The organism is Heminiphilus faecis (genome assembly GCF_008728965.1).
Lineage (GTDB): Bacteria > Bacteroidota > Bacteroidia > Bacteroidales > Muribaculaceae > Muribaculum > Muribaculum faecis.
The window spans coordinates 197,091-215,857 of the sequence record NZ_VSMC01000001.1 but is presented as its reverse complement, the minus strand read 5'-3'; the positions used below and the strand labels follow the sequence as shown (position 1 = coordinate 215,857).

The 18,767-nt window shown below is 52.2% G+C and carries 7 protein-coding genes; 2 read left to right on the top strand and 5 right to left on the bottom strand.

Annotated features, from left to right (window positions below; genetic code table 11):
- Nucleotides 1–10: 10 nt before the first annotated feature.
- The 5 genes from FW767_RS00840 to FW767_RS00820 form a co-directional block, all read right to left on the bottom strand.
- Nucleotides 11–3,241 carry a SusC/RagA family TonB-linked outer membrane protein gene (locus tag FW767_RS00840; protein ID WP_121698001.1) on the bottom strand — a complete coding sequence of 1,077 codons (3,231 nt, stop codon included), beginning with the start codon at nucleotides 3,239–3,241 and terminating at the stop codon, nucleotides 11–13.
- Between the two features lie 27 nt (nucleotides 3,242–3,268).
- Nucleotides 3,269–5,041 carry a RagB/SusD family nutrient uptake outer membrane protein gene (locus FW767_RS00835; protein ID WP_121698002.1) on the bottom strand — a complete coding sequence of 591 codons (1,773 nt, stop codon included), beginning with the start codon at nucleotides 5,039–5,041 and terminating at the stop codon, nucleotides 3,269–3,271.
- 14 nt (nucleotides 5,042–5,055) lie between these two features.
- On the bottom strand, nucleotides 5,056–8,115 hold the full coding sequence (locus FW767_RS00830; protein WP_317133114.1) for a SusC/RagA family TonB-linked outer membrane protein: 3,060 nt from the start codon (nucleotides 8,113–8,115) through the stop codon (nucleotides 5,056–5,058).
- A gap of 94 nt (nucleotides 8,116–8,209) precedes the next feature.
- A complete protein-coding gene (locus tag FW767_RS00825; RefSeq protein ID WP_121698004.1) occupies nucleotides 8,210–10,078 on the bottom strand; it encodes a LamG-like jellyroll fold domain-containing protein in 1,869 nt (622 codons plus the stop codon).
- A gap of 291 nt (nucleotides 10,079–10,369) precedes the next feature.
- On the bottom strand, nucleotides 10,370–14,608 hold the full coding sequence (locus FW767_RS00820) for a hybrid sensor histidine kinase/response regulator transcription factor (protein ID WP_235897909.1): 4,239 nt from the start codon (nucleotides 14,606–14,608) through the stop codon (nucleotides 10,370–10,372).
- Nucleotides 14,609–14,999: 391 nt separating this feature from the next.
- Between FW767_RS00820 and FW767_RS00815 the strand changes: the two genes are divergently transcribed.
- Together FW767_RS00815 and FW767_RS00810 are read left to right on the top strand one after the other, a co-directional pair.
- The gene (locus FW767_RS00815) at nucleotides 15,000–16,994 is read left to right on the top strand and encodes an alpha-L-arabinofuranosidase C-terminal domain-containing protein (RefSeq protein WP_121698007.1); all 1,995 of its coding nucleotides are present in this window, start codon (nucleotides 15,000–15,002) and stop codon (nucleotides 16,992–16,994) included.
- A gap of 35 nt (nucleotides 16,995–17,029) precedes the next feature.
- Complete coding sequence (locus tag FW767_RS00810; protein ID WP_150980260.1) at nucleotides 17,030–18,598, top strand: alpha-N-arabinofuranosidase; 1,569 nt, start codon at nucleotides 17,030–17,032, stop codon at nucleotides 18,596–18,598.
- Nucleotides 18,599–18,767: the final 169 nt, after the last annotated feature.

The following is an 18,767-nucleotide window of genomic DNA, read 5'->3' as shown; positions in this document are numbered from 1 at the left end:
ATTGTATCGTTTAGAATGCAACATTTATACCGAATGAGAATATGCGTGTCTTGGGATACCACCAGCAGTAACCCATCGGGCGCTCGGGGTCCATGTCTTTAGGCAGATGGCTCCAAGTGGCTACGTTGTAGGCGCTGAAATATACTCGGCACTTTGTCATGTAGGCCTTGGCTATGAGCTTTTCAGGAAGTGAGTATCCAAACTCGATGTTGCGCAGCGAGAAGTAGTCGCCGTTGCGTATCCATATCGTATTCTGATATGAGCCGTTGTCGCGCGAGGAGTCCTCGGAGTTGTATGTGAACGACAGACGGGGGTACTTGGCGTTGATGTTGCGCGGGTCCATGGGGTCATCGGTGTAGTATCCCCAAGCATTGACCACTTCATGAGTGGAGTTGTTTGAACCCCATTCGGAGAAGGTCATGGAGGGTGACAGGAATACCGAGCGGTTCAGATAGGCCGTACCTACGGCACGGAAGTCGAAACCTTTGTATTTTACAGACAGGCTTACCGAAGGAGTCCAGTCGGGAAGCATGGTATAGCCTATCGGTGCCATGTCGCGTGAGTCTATCTGACGGTCGCCGTTGAGGTCCTTGAATACGGCTGTACCGAGTTTCTGGCCACCTCCGGAGAAGGTGTTGTAGGGATATTTCTCGGGATGGTCGATGGCGTCCTGCTGTGAAGTGGCAACGAGTGACGGATCGGAAGCCCACTGCACGAACTGGTACATGTTCCATCCGCCGATGGCGTCGCGGTTTTCGCTTTCATACAGACTTGCTACTGATTCATAGCCGCGTATGCGTTGGCCGGTCTTGCGCTGCCAAGGTACTGCGGGTTCGAGCTCGTCCATCTCCGTGATCTTGTTGGTGTTGTAGGAGAGGAGTCCTTCAATCGAGTACTCAACGTTGCCAATCTTGTTATAGTGGCCTATGGTGAGCTCCATACCTTTGGACTCGACTTTTCCGTAGGAGTCCTTGGCGAAGGATATACCAAGCAGGTCGGGATTGGTGGAGCGTTCGATAAGGATGTTGCTGCGCCACTCTTTCCAGAGGTCCAGATTACCGTATAATCTGTTGTTGAAGAAGCCCCAGTCAAGACCGAGGTTGACCATCTTGGATATTTCCCAGCGGCTGTTGGGGTTACCTGAAGTCTTTTCGGCGTAACCGTCGTAGAATGTTTCGTTCTTACCGAATGAGTAGCCTGTCGAGGTGTCGAAAATCGACTGGTAGGGATAGCGTCCCGAACCGGTGTCGCTCATACCGGTCTTACCGTAGCTTGCGCGGATTTTGAGGAGGTCCATCCAGTCTTTGCGGAGCCACGGCTCGTTGGACATTACCCATCCTGCTCCTACGCCCCAGAAAGTGTCCCAGCGGTTATCGGGGTCGAAGTTGTCGTTACCCATGTATGATATGCTTCCGTTGACGATGTAGCGACCGTCGAAGATATAGTTGAGGACGCCGTTGTAGGCGAGGTAACGGTCTGATGACAGGTGGAACCAGTTGGCCGAATGCGGACCACGGTTGTTGCGCTTCATGTAGGAGCGCACAAATGCGCGTGCGTCCACATGATGCTTGCCGAAGGTGCGGTCGTAGCTCACACCTCCGCGAAGGTTGAGAGTCCAAGAGTTGTCACGCTCGTTGGCATTGGGGTTGGTAAGCTCGCTGTAGGTGTGGGTACGTGTATAGGTGAAGTCCTCGACGCGCTGTACGGCCATGTTCATGTAGTCGTACGAGTAGGTGTTGATATCGTTGGTCTGAGTGGACTCAAAGCCGTCGTAGGCGTCAAACGAAGCCACGAGGTCGACACCGAGACCCTTGGTTATGACACTCAGGTCGCCGTTTACGGTGACGGTAGAGTACAGCTGGCGACGGCGGTTCTTTTCAAGACCCGAAGAACCGAGCTGATAAAGGGGGTTGTTGGTGTTGTTGTCGACATACAGTTCTCCGTTGGGGCAGTATACGGGCGCAAATACGTTGGTCTCCACCATACCGAAAGTGGTAAGGTTGAATACCGAGGCGGTGGGCTGTACGATATTGTCGATACGTCCGCCGAGGTCGAGTCCTACGCGCAGATACTTGTTGACGTTGATGTCAAGGTTGGTACGGAGGTTAAAGCGGTCAAGCACGTGCTGCGAGCTGTAGTCCTCGGCTTTGTGCTGTGTGGCGTCGTTGTTCCACATACCTTCCTGACGCAGGTATGAAGCCGACACGTAGTAGCGCGCGCGGTTGTTACCGCCCGATATCTGAAGGTTGGTCTTGTATACCGGTGCGTGGTCGCGATAAAGTACGTCGCCCCAGTTTGTGCTGAAGTAGCGGTAGCGGTCGATGCCTTCGAGAGTTTCGCCATTGCTCACGCGGCGGTATTTCTCAAGCTGCTCGGGAGTGTACAGCGGATCTTTTCCGTCAAGGTAGCGTACCTGATTGGATGTCATGGCATGGTTGTAGGCATTCTGGTTCTCCATTGTGTTGGTCAGAGTCTGCCATCCTATCTCCTGTGTGAACTCGATGTTGGTCTTGCCTGCCTCGCCGCGTTTGGTGGTCACGAGTATGACACCGTTGGCGCCTCGCATACCGTAGAGGGCTGTGGCTGCGGCATCCTTTAGTATGGTGACATTGTCAATGGGGAATGCGTCGAGAAATGATATGTCGCGCTCCACATTGTCGACGATTACGATGGGGTTGCGGGCCGCTGCGTTCATGGTGCGTATACCGCGTATGTACATTTTGGTCTCGGCCCAGCCCGGCTCGGTGGAGGCCTCGTAGGTCTGCACGCCTGTGAGCAGGGAGTTGAACGCGTTCTGGAGCACAGTCACGGGATAGCGCTGCAGCTCTTCACCGGTCACGATCGATGTGGCCTCGGTGGTGTAGCGTGCAGGCTTGTCCTGAAACGCGAGATTGCGTATTTTCTTGTAAGCGTCGGTGTCGGGGTCAAGTATGATGACAAGAGGCTTGTCGAAGTCTTCTACGGCCACAATCTTGGTGTCGTAGCCTATGCACTTGGTGTTGATCTCGTCTTCAAAACCCACATCTTTCAAAGTGAAGTTACCGTCGGTGTCGGTAATCACGATGCGGCTCTGCTCGGCAACGTTGACTATGGCTCCCGCAATGGGGTTGCCGTCCGGGTCGGTGACACGTCCCTTCAGTTCGCGGCCGCCGTCGGCCCATGCCGTGAGCGACGAGCCGATAAGCACTGCGGTCAGAAGGCATTTGCCTTTTCCTGACATATAGTTTATGATATTATTCATAAGTTTAAGATATAATGCGATTTAAGATTAATTCCATCCGGGGTTGTTCTCAAGACCGGTTTTCCAGTACTCGGCTTCGGGTATGGGGTACAGATACATCTTCTCCTCAAATACACGCGGCTGTGCTATTTTACGTGAGGGTACTCCGTTGTTATCTACGTTTACGCCATATACAGGACGAGAAAGGGCTTCAACAGCCACGCCCCATCGACGAACGTCCCATGGACGGTGTTCCTCGAACGCTAATTCGACAGTGCGCTCCTTGTGTATGAAATTGCGCATGGCGTCTTTGCTGCCCATGAGGTCGGCACGGTCGGCCACGTCGCCGGTGATGCCACCGCGGTGGCGTACTTGGTCGAGAAGGTCGGCCACGTCAGCCGACGGCCCGTTGACTTCGTTAAGAGCTTCGGCGTAGTTGAGAAGTATCTCGGCGTAGCGGATGATGGTCCACAGACGATAGGCCTGACCGCCATGGTTTGATGACAGGATTGTAGCGGGTATATACTTGCGCATGTAGTATCCGGTGGGGGTGGCGTCGGCGTTACCGCGGGGATTGTCGGCCATACCGGGGCGTACGTCGATGTGGCCCGTGGTGTTCTGGTCGCCCCATTCCACACCGTGATAGAGCACTGTGGCTTCGAAACGCGGGTCGCGGCCGGTCCACATGGTGGCGTCGGTGTAGCCGCTGGCTGGGTTTACAGCCGGCATGCCTGCCGAAGTGTAGACGGGAGCTCCGGTAAGGTCGTATTGGGCGAAAGGCGAGGTGCCGTCGGCCATGTCATACATGTCGACGAGGTTCTGCGACGGGCAGTTGCCTCCGCGGCCGCCTTCACCGACTGGGGTGTCCAAGCGTATTTTGTCCCAGCCGATTCTCACGTCGTTGCGGAAGAAGATGACTTCGCGGTTGTTGCCCACATACTGCGTGCGGAGTACGGCATTGCCGTAGTTTTCCGAAGCGGGTATGCCGTCTTCGGCATAGAGGGCGAAGTTATTGCCGTAGGTTTCGATAAACTCCTTGGCGGCAGAGGCGGCGTCGGCCCAAGTTATGCCGGAGTGTTCGGCGAAGCGGGGCGAGGCCATGTAGAGCTTGATGCGCGACTCAAGGGCGAGCGACATGGGCTGCGACAGGCGGCCTATGCGGTTGGCGTTCCAAGCATCGTCATAGTTAAGAAGGTCGGGACGCGACTCTTTAAGCTCCTTGAGGATGAAGTCAACGACATACTCCTTGATGGTGGGTCGGGTGGAGTAGGGTTTGATCATGTCTTCCTCGGGGTCGAGCACATCGGTGACGATGGGCAGCGGACCGTAACGGAGGAAGAGTTCCCAGTAGAACCATGCACGGAAGGTGCGGGCTTCGGCTGTCATAGTGGCGCGTGCGGCGCGTTCTTCTTCTTCGGTGCGTGTGATGTCGACAGGTACTTTGTGCATGTCGTTGATGACACGGTTGCACTTGCGGATGGCGCGGTAACGCGACTCCCACGGCGAAGTAAGTTCGGCCGAGCCGCCTGAGGCGTAGTAGTTGCCGATGTTGAACGACACGCGTGTGCCGCTGGACGAGATGGAGGTCTGGGCCAAGTCGGTGGCGGCGTCGAGCCATGAATCGCCTACGCGGTTGGCGCCATGGAGGAGGAAGTTGTAGGTGTCGGTGTGGAATGCCTCAAACATCTTCCAGTCGGCATAGGTCTTGTCCTCCGTAAGTTCGTTGGAGGCCTGCTTGTCGAGGAAGTCGGAGCATGAAGCCAGCGAGAGCGTAGAGCCTAATAGCAGGGCACCCGCCATATTTTTTATTGATATTTTCATAATGATCAAGGTGTTTAGAATTGAATGTTTACACCGAAGTTGACGGTCTTGCAGATGGGATATCGGTTAGAGCCGTTGTTTTCAGGGTCAGTGAGGCCGTCGAGATGATCCCAAGTGATAAGGTTGTTGGCGTTGACGTAGAAGCGGCACTGGCTCATGTAAGCGTGACGTATCCACTTTTCAGGCAGCGAGTAGGAGATCTCGATATTTTTCAGACGCAGGAACGAGCCGTTCTTGAGGAAGAAGGAGTTCTGGCGCTGGTTGTGGTCGGCATAAGTGTCGTAATGCAGCAGCGGATACTTGGCGTTGGCAAGGTTCTCGCCCTCTGACAGAGCGGGGTTCCAACGGTCAAGATGGTGTTCTTTTACTTTACCGCCGTTGACGAAAGCGTACATGGCCTCGGCGTCGTAGTAACGGCTCACATGGTCGACACCCTGAAGCATGAGGCTGAAGCCGATGCCCTTCCACTGTGCTCCGAGATTGAGCGCATAGGTGTTTTCAGGCAGGTCGGAATATCCGATGGCTGTGATGTCGCGGTCATCTATGAAGCCGTCGCCGTTCATGTCGCGATATTTGAGGTCGCCTACCTTTACATCGCCGTAAGTAGAACGGGGGAAGTCGGGGTCGGCAATGTCGGCTGAAGTCACGAAGCCGTCAGCTACGAGGCCGAAGTACTGACCGATAGGACGGCCTTCGGTCTTGCGGTAGGCTGTCATGAGCGCGGGCTCGTCTTTAGCCGTGATTTTGTTTTCGGCATGTGAGAACGTGAAGCCTATGTTGTAGTTGAAGTCACGGCCTATGGCGTCGTTCCAGTGGAGCTCTATTTCGTAACCCTTGTTTGTGGTCTTTCCGAGGTTACCGGCGGCCGAGGTCACACCAAACCACCACGGACGGGTAAGGTACTCGGTGAGGATGTCGTTGCGCTTCTCGTAGAAGAGGTCGAGGTTACCGGTGAAGCGGCTGTTGAACAGACCGAACTCAAGACCGATGTTGTACTTGTGGGCGCGTTCCCATGTCACGGCATAGTTAGGATACTGCTCCTCGAAAATGCCGGGCTGTCCGCTGGTGCCGAAGTAGTAGTCGTTGTTGAGCTGTGTCCACTTCTGCTCATAGAGGAAGCGCTGCTGAACACCGTTTACGCTATAGGCGTCGTTACCTACCTGACCGTAGCTTGCGCGGAGCTTGAGGTTGTCGAGCCATTCGCTCGTGCGCTCCATGAAGCTCTCCTGAGTTATGCGCCAGCCCACGGAGAATGCGGGGAAGAAACCGAAGCGGCGGTCCTTATGGAAGTTTTCCGAGCCGTTGTAACCGGCGTTGAACTCGGCGAGGTAGCGGTTGTCGTAAGCATAGGTTATACGTCCTACGATACCTTGGTAACGGCGGGCGAGTTCCGACTGGCGGCGGAGGTCATTCTGCATATACAATGCCATGGCCGTAACGTCGTGAACGTTGTTGAACACACGCTTGTAATTGACCTGAGCTTCCATATAAAGCTTGTAGAGTGAGTAGCTGTCGTATGCCGACGCCATGGGGTTGTCGGTGCCGAATTTGTTGTAGGCATCGAGCTGCTCGTAATTGTCACGGTCATTGAGTTCGTATGTGGCAAATGACTGGGTGTATTTGTTGCGGTGCCAGTTTTCGTAGTCAAACGAAGCCATGGCTTTGGCCGACAGACCCTTTGTGATCTTGTGCAGATCGTATTCGAATATGAAGTTGGTCTCGTTGATAGTCTTTATGCCTTTGTAGTAGCCGCCCACGGCGAGAGTACCGTATACATTGTTCTGATATTGTGAGCTGCCGCCCCATAGGGTCTTCATCTCGTCGCCGTTCTGTACCTGATATGCCACGGGGAACAGCCATCCGGGAGTATGGTTGAGCTGATAGAATATGTTGCTATAACCGGCCGACTCTGAAGAGTTGGGGTCACGCAGCTCCTCGAAGCGCGTGCCGAAGTTGACCGACAGAGTGAGGTCGCTTGTGAGGAAGAAGTCGGCATTGGCGCGGAAGCCGTAGCGGCGGAAGTGCTGGCTTGACTTGTTGCCGTACTGGTCGCGCGACAGTTCCTTGAACAGTGAGCTCTGGTCGTAGTACTCGAGCGAGGCATAGTAGCGCATGCGTTTTGTACCGCCGCGTATGCTGGCGTTGTAGCGCTGTGCGGGGGCCGAGGAGCGGAGTATCTCGTCATACCAGTCCACGTTGGGGTAGAGAAGAGCGTCTACGCCCGAGAGCTCTCCGGCTACCGACTTGCGGTACATCTCGATGTCCTGAGCGGAGAACTGCGAGGGCAGTCCGTCGTTGGCAAGGGCCTCTTCGAGAAGCATTACCGACTGGTATGAGTCAAGGTAAGTGTCTTTGCGGGTCGGGGTCTGCCACTGCCAGTTGGCGGTGAGGTTTACTACGGGTTTCTGCTCCTTACCGCGTTTGGTGGTGATGAGCATGACGCCGTTGGCACCGCGCACACCGTATACTGCCGTGGCCGATGCGTCCTTAAGTACCGATATGGTCTCGATGTCGTCGGGTGCTATCTGGGCAAACGAGCGCTCCACACCGTCGACGAGGATGAGGGGCTGCGCGTCGCTGGCGAAAGTGGCGCGACCGCGTATGAATATCGAGGCGTCATCGCTACCGGGAGCACCTGAAGTCTGCGAGGTTATCACACCGGGTATCTTACCGGTGATGGCCTGCGATAGGTTGGCCGAGGGGGTCTCGAGAAGGTCCGATGAGTTGACCTGCGAGATGGCGCCGATAACCGACTCTTTCTTCTGCTGACCATAACCTACTACCACTACCTCGTCAAGTACTGCCGCCGCTTCTTTAAGAGTGACGGTGACTTTGGTCTGTCCTTTTAGAGCCACTTCGGTGGTCTCGAAGCCAACATATGACACTAGGAGGACAGCCTTGGCCGGATCTTTTACGAATAGGGTGAATTCACCGTCAAGATTGGTGGCTGTACCGGTGGAGGTACCCTTTTCTATGACGCTGGCGCCCATGAGCGGTTCGCCTGTATTGTCTTGTACCACGCCGGTCACCTGAGTCGTCTGCGCGGTTGCGGCAGAGGCGATAATCAGCATCATTGCCGGCAGGAACAGGCGGAGCGCACGGCTCCACCTTCCTATCGTTGTACTGCGTTTATTATCCATTATTAAAGTATTTAGATTTTAAAGTTGATTACTGTTGAGGTTCCATGTCTACCCACGGGAAGTAGCCCACTTTGCTGAAGTCAAGCCAAGATCCTTCGCAGGTAAATATAATACCGAGCGGGAATGTGAAGCCGTCGCCTTTGCAACGATACTCGGGCATGGCGCGACCATCGGCTGTTGTCTGACGTGCCACCATGGTGAATTGCCCCGATGCATCGGTTTTGAAGTATACACGGCACTTCGCGTCTGTCATGTCATCGATATAGGTTGTCCAATCGAAATTACATGTACGTTCGCATCCATCATAAAGGGAGGCCCATCCGTAGTTGTCGCAACGCAAGAACAATTGCTCGGCATATCCGTCGCCTGAATCGGGAGCCTGTTTTCCATTGGTTATAACGAAGTTCCATCCTTGCCAGTTATTGGCTCCATGATGGTTTATAAACTCGAAACCGAAGTTGGTAAAATCGGTGTCAAATACTTCGACAGGCGTCCAACAGGTCCAGAAGCCGGAAGTCTTGTCTTTGTTACCGAGAGTGAACTCTTCGTTTGAATAGGTGCGTCCTACGAATGTCGCATCAGGATTGAATAGCAGATGAGCGTTTTCAAGAGTGAAGAAAGTACCGATAGTCGGAACATTGACATTCGGAACCTCCATTTTGTAATTGTAAGTCTTGCCGTCTGCGGTAGTTGTCACTGCTGTTATGACTATGTCAGTACCATTGCGTACAATATCGATACTTACATATGCACCCTTCATATCTTCTTTGAAGGTATCCCAATTATAATCACAGGAAAGGACTGCGTTGTTCTCATACAGAGCGCCCCATCCGTAATTATCGGCGCGGAATACTACAAGTTCGCTGTCGCCTCCGGTGCTCATACCGCCGTTATTGGTGATAACGAGTACCCAGTTATGCCAGTTTTCGTTGCCTGAAGTATAGTTGTAGAATTCATAGTGGATTGTTCCGTTTCCATTCAGCCCTACGGGTTCTGAGAATACTTGCCAGAAGCCGTTGCTGTTATCATCGGCACCTACCATAATCCATTTCGATAGGTCGGGGCCTTCATCGCCGCTACCGCCACCGCCGATGTTGCCCTTCTTGGGCTGGGCTATCTCTTTGGATGATATTGAGTTGCGGTAAATAGTCAGGTCTTCGATAAGGAACGATGCATGAGTGTCGGCTCCGTAGTTGATAAACATGTAGGGAGCGCGGGTCATGAACTGCACGACATTGGATATGTCGGTGCCTGCGGGGGAGTCGATTTTCTTCTCTCCGTCGACATAGATGCCGTAGCTGTCATCGCGCAGCACAAGGGCTACGTAGTGCCACTCGTCGGGGGTGATGTAGCCTGTGGCGTACTCTGTGGGATTGTTGACCTCCCATGAACCGTCGACGCCGGTATACTTCCACCATCCGTTGACAGAGAAATCGAGCTTAGAGCTGCCGTTTTCGTTCTCCCAGTGGAAGAGAGGGCTGCTGATGTCCTGAGGCTCGAGTTGTACTTCTTCGTCACCTTCGGCTCGCGCTTCATTGTCGGCAACGGGTTTGCGTACCTGCTTCAGCCAGAAAGTCATCGATGCGGCGGCCTGTGACTCTTTGACTGTCCACGGGTTCATCATGCGCACGTATCCTCCGTCGAGGCTGAGCACGGGTGATGCCGCGATTTCGTCCTCGATTATGGCGGGTTGCTGACCACCGGGATACGATTTAAGATTAAATACTAATGGGTCAAGTTCTTCATCGGAGTCAAAAGTGTATGTCACCAATTTCTCCATTGTCGGATAAACTTGATTACCTGCGGGCGGGTCGGCTTGTCCCCAGTCGTTGGAACACGAACTGAAGATAAATACCATAACCGCGATTAATAAAGACGATTTAAATTCGGCCTTCATAATACAGATGTTTAAGGGATTCTTTGGGTTAATTACTATATTGTTTTGTTTTAAATTCTGGGTTGGCCTCCTTCCGGAAGCATAGTATTTACTGCCGGCTGCCGGCAGGTAACGGAATGTAGCTTCTGTGATGTCGTAGATGCACCATATGGTATTGTTATTTAATGTTAATCGAGTGCAAAATTACCGATGTCGATGCTACAAAAGGTGGAAAAAGTGCGATTTTAGGGGTAATTTTGAGTAATATGTTCTACGACATATTTTTAACTATTGGCGTGTCGCTGTTGATTTTCAGCTATTTAAGTCTGGCGTGCCATTCTCTCCATTAAGCATGGCACTTGGAGTGACACCAAACTGCTTCATAAAGCATTTGGTGAAGTATTTTGAGTCATTGTATCCTACTTCATAGGCTATTTCCGATATGTTCATGGTTCTTGTTTCACGATTTTTAAGTATTATTTCTTTAGCTATGTTAAGACGGTAAGTCCTTATAAGATGAACGGTCGACTGTCCGGTGAGGCTCTGCAGCTTCTTATTGAGGAGTGACCGTGATATGCCTATGGCCTCGCTGAAGTCGCTTACGTCGAAGTAGGAGTTATTGTAGTTTGACGCAAGTATCTCCATAACCTGACGCATGAATTTGCTGTCGCGCGACTCCTCGTCGATGTTGAGGCCGGCCAAGTGCAGTCCTGATGAAAATTTACGCTGGTAGCGTGTGCGTGCCGCGAGTATGTTGTCTATGCGCGCAAGGAGCATATCTTCGTCAAACGGCTTCAGCAGGTATTCGTCAACGCCGGTTCGATAGCCTTCGAGCCTTGACTCAGGCGAGGTTTTGGCAGTGAGCATCAGAAACGGTATGTGGCTTGTAGTGAAGTTCTCTTTGACGCGGCGCGACAGTTCCAGTCCGTTCATGCCGGGCATCATAAGGTCGCTTACTATGAAGTCGATATCGCCGCCGGCAAGCACCTGAAGGGCTTCATCGCCGCCGGAGGCCTCTATGACTCGGTAGCGGTAGCGCAGTATGGAGCATATGTAGTTTCTCATGTCATGGTTGTCCTCGACAACGAGTACGGTCACCTCCGATGTGTCGGGAAGCCCCGGCCGGGTGGGGTTCGGGTCATCCGATATTGTTTTCTCCGAATAGCCATTCGACATAACGTCATCCTCGACAGGCAGCAGTACCCTGAACGAGCATCCGGCCCTGCGGTTGTTTTTTACCGAAATGCCTCCGCCATATACCTCAACAAGGCTTTTGCTCAGATACAGTCCTATGCCGCTGCCCGAAGTGCCTGCTACCGGATATTTCATTTGGCTTTTGCCTTGATAGAAGTGGTCAAATACTTTTGGCAGATCGCTCTCGGCTATGCCGTTGCCGGTGTCGCTTACACATATATATAATGTATTGGTTTTGTCGCATCGGCTGCCGGTATGCATTAGCGCGGCATATACGGTGACGTTGCCGCCGTCGGGAGTGAATTTCAGTGCATTTGATATAAGGTTGGAGAGTACTTTTCTTATGACATCCTCGTCATAGCTGAATTCACGGTGCGAAAGCCTTGTTATGAGCCGCAGATTTATACGCCGGTCCTCGGCCATGGACTCGAAGGGGGTCACCAGTTCGTCGATGAACCGGCTGAAGTCATGGCGGGCTCTGATTATCTCCACTTTTCCTGACTCGAATTTACGGAAGTCCATGAGTTGGTTGACAAGGGTAAGAAGGTACTTCGAATTGCGTTGCACGAGTTGAAGCTGTTCTATGACCTGCGGGTTGTAGCTTAGTTTGAGCGCGCGTTGTATGGGGCCTATGATGAGGGTTATGGGTGTGCGGAACTCATGGGTGATATTGGTGAAAAACGATATGCGGTCTACTGTAAGCTGACGTACCTTCATGTTCATCTCTGCGAGTTGCGACTTCTGGCGCGATATCTCGTCATTCTGTCTTGTGAGCATGTCGTTGCGGTCGGCGAGCTGGCGGGCACGTTGCTCTACAAGGCCCTTCTGGTGTTCAAGTTCGGCGGTGCGTAATTCGACCTGACGTTCGAGTTCGCGTTTGTTTTTTATGAGCCATGACATGCGCCAGCGAAACACTCCCCACACGGCAGCTATCGCAAGGAGTGCGGCTATGATAATAAACCACGGCGTTTTGTAGAAAAACGGCTTTACATATATGTCGAGGGTGGCCTCCTCGGTGAAGCGTCCGCTTCCGTCGGGCGCATATACCACACGCAGAGTGTAATGGCCCGGAGAGAGATTGGTGTAGCGGGCGAAGCGCCTGTCGTCGCCGGTCTCTATCCAGTCGTTGTCGAAGCCTTCAAGCCGATAGCGGTACCGGCCTGTCCTGTAGTCGGTGAAGTTAAGCGCTGCAAACTCGATGCCTATCGACTTGTCGCTCTCATGCATGGTCACCGACGGAAACGTGCTTATGTCGGTGGATATGTACGGGCTGTCGGCATATACGGTTTCCGATCCTATTGCGAGGCGTGTGAATTTTACCGGCACGTCGGTGGATTCAAGTATAAAGTCTGACTTGTCTATACGCACTATGCCGCAAGTGTTTCCGAAAAGCAGCTTGCCGTCGGCGGTTTTTGCCGCCGCGTTCCAGTAGAAGCCGTCGCTCATCAGGCCGTCCTCTTGGTTGAAGTTCACTGATGAGGCGGTGGCGGGGTCGAAGCATGACAGCCCGTTGTTGGTCGATATCCACAGTTTGCCGCCGCTGTCCTCGAGGATTGTGCGGAGCGAGTTGTTGGCCAGCCCGTGCGATGTGTTGTAGTTTATGAATTGTTCTTTTCCGTCATTTACTTCCCTGCGGTAAAGTCCGTTGCCGTTGGTGGCTATCCATACCGTGCCGTCGGAGCCGCAGTATATGTAGCTCATATGTTCGGGATGCGGGGCCGACGGGTCGTCAAGCCGATGATTGTAGTGCTTTGCATTGAATGTTCCGTCATCCTTCCGCCCGTTCAGGTCCACCTTGTACAGGCCGTTTATGCTTCCGAGCCATAGAAAGCCCTCGTGGTCTATGGCCGCGCCTATGCTTCCTCTTACTGACAGCGCCTGTTGGCCGAAGGGTACGGCTATTGAATCGCCATTGAAGTCGTAGACATACACACCGTCATTGGTGCCCATCCACATAAGGCCGTTTATCGAGTCATTTACAAGTGAGCCTATGAAGTCTATCCAATGGGTTGCTCCGTGTGTAAGCGACAGTCGTTTGTACACGTGTTTCGGATTGCGGCGGTCTAATATCGTTACGCCGCCGCCCCATGTGCCCACCCACAGACGGTTGTCGCCGTCTACTTCAAGTGCGCTTACAGTGTTGTGGTTGAGTATGCCTTCATCAAAAGTGTAGTGCGAGAAGTTTTTTTCGCCTGCGGGCTGACGGTTGAGGCCTCCCTCTACGGTACCGGCCCATAAAGTGCCGTCGCCATCTTCAAGAATGGCGTTCACGGGATTGCGCGACAGCGAGTTAGGATTGTCGGGGTTATGTGAAAAAGTGGTCAGTGACAGCCGCTTGGGTGTGAAGTGGCCTATGCCGGCGCCTTCGGAGGCTATCCATAGGTCCTCGCCGTCCACGAGCATGTTTGTAATGAACGGGGTCCTTATCTTGTCTGATTCGTAGGGCGATACCCGTTCAAAGGTGTCGGTCATGGGGTTGTATATGTTCAGGCCCCCGAGACTTGTGGCCACAAGCCTTTTGGAGCTGTCTATGTCGAGGTCTGTCACGAAATTGTGCGATATGGTGGTGGCATCGTGGTCGGAGTGGGTATAATGCTTCATCAGGTCCTCGTTGCGGTTGTATCTGAATATACCGCGGTCCGAGGCTATCCATATCTCGTTTTCTCTGGTAAGCATTGAGTAGAAGCATATGCCTTGTGGAAATCCCGACAGGCCGGGAATCGGTGTGGCTGTTATTCCACCTTGTCCGTCATGGTGCAGTCTTACCACATTGTTGTCAATGCCGGCCCATATGCTGCCGTCGTGCTCGGCATCGTTCATCATAAGGCTGAGCGGATTGTGGTTAAACGGCATTGTGCTTATGTCGGCTACCTCGCCGTCGGCATTAAAACCGATCCGCACAATCGTTTTACCGCTGTGAAACCATAGAGCCCCCGTCGTATCCACGACGACACGCATGGAATTGTGTGCGGCCAGACGTTTTAATTCGCCCGATTCAGGCATCGCGCCGGCAAGTGTGTTGAGCGATATTACCTCGACTTCGCGGTCGGTGGCTATCCACAGCCGTTTGAAGCGATCCTCGGCTACATTGACTATGAATATGCCGTTGAGTTTTCGGTATGGTTCGTCAGGACCGTAATTTATATATTCGTATCCGTCAAAACGCGACAGCCCTCCTCCTTGTGTGCTGACCCATAGAAATCCGTTGCTGTCTCTGTAAATGTCATGTATATAGTTGTGGGGCAGGCCGTCGGACATTGTGTAATACCGTACATTGTAGCCCGAGGCAAACGGCGCGCTGCCGGAGGCATGACAGTCAGTCCATAGTCCCGACAGGATACAAAGCCATAATGCCACGGCTGTGGTTAATTGGCTGATGCCCAGCGTTATATCGCAATGGGGGGGGGGTATTAGACGCACCTTTTGCATTCACAATAATTAATTTATGTATAACATATATTATTTGCACTACGTCAAAATTACGTAAATAATTGCAAAATATGGCAGAACACGGTGTTTAAAAATTAATATTTAACACAATTGTGTCGCTCGTGTTTTATGTTTTTTAGCATGAATCCATTCTTTTACTCCTTTATTGCTTATTATTCCACCATTTTTTATGAAAAAAAGTCTTAACTTTAAAAGAAATTTCACGCCAAGGCTTAGTGCCGTTTGGATGAAGCTGTATACATATTTATAATTAACCGAATTATCACAGACCGGAAGCAACTTTAATAAACCATATATCATGACGCTTTCTAAAAAATTACTGACCTCGCTGGCCGTATGTGCCGGATTGTCGCTGAATGCGGCTACCAATGAACTGGTACTCCAGACCAACAAACCCGGAGCGCCTATACAGCCTACCATGTACGGGCTTTTCTTTGAAGACATAAATTATGCGGCTGACGGCGGCCTTTATGCCGAACTGGTAAAGAACCGCTCTTTTGACTTTCCGCAGAATCTCATGGGCTGGACCACATTTGGCGGAGTGGAACTGAAAAATGACGGTCCGTTTGAGCGCAATCCTCATTATGTACGCCTTACTACAGCCGGCCACCGCGACAAGCACACCGGCATCGAGAACGAAGGCTTCTTCGGTATCGGCGTAAAAAAAGGCGAGGAGTATCGCTTCTCTGTGTGGGCACGAAATGTCGGACAGGCTCCTGCCAAGATAAGGGTTGAGCTTGTGTCTCCCGAAAGCATGGGTGAGACTCAGACCATAGCAAGCAAGGAGATCGAGATAAAGGGCGACAAATGGACGAAATACACTGCCGTCATAACTCCGTCGGTCACCGACGCCAAGTCGGTGCTGCGGGTGTTTCTTGCAAAGCCCGACAATGCTGTCGTAGACCTTGAGCATGTATCGCTTTTCCCAGTCGACACTTGGAACGGTCATGAAAACGGTATGCGCAAGGACCTCGCGCAGAAACTCGCCGACCTTAAGCCCGGCATATTCCGTTTCCCCGGAGGATGTATCGTGGAGGGTACCGACCTGCCCACCCGCTACCAGTGGAAAAATACGGTTGGTCCGGTCGAGAACCGTCCTGTAAATGAAAATCGCTGGCACTATACATTCCCTCATCGTTTCTTCCCCGACTATTACCAGAGCTATGGTCTTGGTTTCTACGAGTATTTCCTTCTTTCGGAAGAGATAGGATCTGAGCCGTTGCCCATTCTCAGTGTCGGTCTTGCCTGTCAGTTCCAGAACCCCGGTGCCGAGGCTCACGTGCCCGTAGACTCCCTGCAGCCTTACATTCAGGATGCTCTCGATCTTATAGAGTTTGCCAACGGTGGCACCGACACCAAGTGGGGCGCCCTGCGTGCCGAGATGGGTCATCCGGCTCCCTTCAACCTCAAATATATAGGTATAGGCAATGAACAGTGGGGTCCTGAATATCCCGAACATCTGACTCCGTTCCTTGACGCTATCCGCAAGGCTTATCCCGATATCAGGATTGTTGGCTCTTCGGGTCCCGACTCGGAAGGTAAGCAGTTTGACTACCTTTGGCCCGAGATGAAGCGTCTTAAAGCCGACCTTGTTGACGAGCACTTCTACCGTCCGGAGTCTTGGTTCCTCGCTCAGGGCGCCCGTTACGACAACTACGACCGCAAGGGTCCGAAAGTGTTTGCCGGCGAATATGCCTGTCACGGACGCGGAAAGAAGTGGAATCACTTCAATGCCGCTCTGCTCGAAGCCGCATTCATGACCGGTCTCGAACGCAATGCCGACATTGTCCATATGGCTACTTACGCACCTCTCTTCGCTCATGTAGAGGGCTGGCAGTGGCGTCCTGATATGATATGGTATGACAATCTCAGCTCCATACCTACCTGTAGCTATTTCGTGCAGCAGCTCTTCGCAGAAAACAAAGGCACCAATGTGCTGCAGCTCACTATGGACAAGAAGCCCCTTACAGGTGCGGAAGATCAGAACGGCTTGTTTGCAAGCGCCGTTTATGACAAAGACGCTGACCAGTATGTGGTAAAGGTGGCCAATACATCCGATACTCCACAGCAGCTCGTCCTGACTTTCGCCGGGCTGAAAAAGAAAGAGTCGATAACCGACGGCACGAGCTATACGCTTGCATCCAAGGACCTTGACCTCGACAATATAGAGCGCGACGGTTCAATGAACCTTAACATAGCTCCCGTGAAGGCCGATATTACAGTCGACGGCACAAAGTATGACACCACGATTGCCCCGAATAGCTTTGTCGTGTATCGCTTCAATAAAAAATGACATGTGTATATATTACCCTATTACAATAACTTATAATGAATAGATTGATAAAAACCGGCTTTGCCGCGATGATGACGGCCTGCTGCGCAACCGCATGGGCTGCCGACGAGACTATTACTCTTACTCTTGACACCGACGCTCCCGCAATCACAATCGCACCGGAGATTTATGGTCAGTTTGCCGAGCATCTCGGCTCATGCATCTACGGAGGCATATGGGTTGGCGAGGATTCTTCCATACCTAACACTTCCGGCTACCGCAATGACGTGATTTCGGCTTTCAAAGAACTTCACATACCGGTGCTGCGATGGCCCGGCGGATGCTTTGCCGACGAATACCATTGGGTTGACGGTATCGGTCCTAAAGAAAACCGTCCGCGCATGGTCAATAACAACTGGGGCGGCACTGTCGAGGACAACAGTTTCGGTACGCACGAGTTCTTCAACCTGTGCGAGCTTATCGGCACCGAGCCTTACCTGAGCGGAAACGTAGGTAGCGGTTCTGTAGAGGAACTTGCAAAGTGGGTTGAATACATCACCGCCGCCGATGGTCCTATGGCCAAACTCCGCAAAGAGAACGGCCGCGAAAAGCCGTGGAAACTGAAATATCTCGGTGTCGGCAATGAGTCGTGGGGATGTGGCGGTAACTTCACTCCCGAGTTCTATGCTGACGTATATCGCCGTTATCAGACTTACTGCCGTAACTTCAACGGCAATCATCTTTACAAGATAGCATCCGGCGCGAGCGATTACGATTACAAGTGGACCGATGTGCTTATGAAAAATGCCGGAAACCTCATGGACGGTATCTCGCTGCACTACTACACGACTCCCGGATGGACCGGCTCGAAAGGCTCTGCTACCAAGTTTACCGACGACGATTATTACTGGACTCTCGGCAAGTGTCTTGAGATTGAAGATGTCATAAAGAAGCACGCCGACATTATGGACAAGTATGACCCCAAGAAGCGTGTGGGTCTGCTCGTTGACGAATGGGGCACATGGTGGGATCAGGAACCCGGATCCATACCCGGTCACCTTTATCAGCAAAACACCATGCGCGACGCTATGGTGGCCGCTTTGTCGCTTAACGTGTTCCACAAGTACACCGACCGTGTAAAGATGGCCAACATAGCACAGATAGCCAATGTGCTCCAGTCAATGGTGCTCACCAAGGATGACAAGATGGTGCTCACCCCCACCTACTATGTGTTTAAGATGTATGTGCCTCATCAGGGTGCGCGCATGATTCCGGTCACCGCACAGTTCCCCGAGATGAAGGTGCGCAGCGAGCGTTCCGACACACTCCGCACTCTGCCCATGTTGAGCGCTACGGCTTCGGAGAAGGACGGCGTTGTTACTGTATCCATGACCAACATATCGCTCGACAAGGCTTATAAAATCGAGATACCGCTCGGCGACATAAAGGCTAAGAATATCACCGGCGAGATAATTACATCCGACAACATTGCTGCCTACAACGATTTCGATCATCCTAATGATGTCAAGATCAAGCCTTTTGACACCAAGAATGTAAAGGTCAAGAAAGGTGTGCTTTCGCTTACCCTTCCCGCGAAGTCGATTGTGACTTTGTCGCTCCGTTGACAATCTTTGGTTAAATATATTGGGTCCGGAATGCAGTCTGCGTTCCGGACTCTTTTTTTGATGCGATTCTGAAGAATTCATGTCTTTTGTTTGGCAAATTGCGATTTATTTCATTTATTTGTAGTCAAACGTACGGTTTTTGTAGTAAGAAATTAATTTTTGTAGTAAA

Bases quoted from the DNA above. Each gene is read 5' to 3' on its own strand.
- FW767_RS00835 (WP_121698002.1), bottom strand. From the start codon at position 5,041: ATGAAAATATCAATAAAAAATATGGCGGGTGCCCTGCTATTAGGCTCT.
- FW767_RS00840 (WP_121698001.1), bottom strand. From the start codon at position 3,241: ATGAATAATATCATAAACTATATGTCAGGAAAAGGCAAATGCCTTCTG.
- FW767_RS00810 (WP_150980260.1), top strand. From the start codon at position 17,030: ATGAATAGATTGATAAAAACCGGCTTTGCCGCGATGATGACGGCCTGC.
- FW767_RS00830 (WP_317133114.1), bottom strand. From the start codon at position 8,115: ATGATGCTGATTATCGCCTCTGCCGCAACCGCGCAGACGACTCAGGTG.
- FW767_RS00825 (WP_121698004.1), bottom strand. From the start codon at position 10,078: ATGAAGGCCGAATTTAAATCGTCTTTATTAATCGCGGTTATGGTATTT.
- FW767_RS00815 (WP_121698007.1), top strand. From the start codon at position 15,000: ATGACGCTTTCTAAAAAATTACTGACCTCGCTGGCCGTATGTGCCGGA.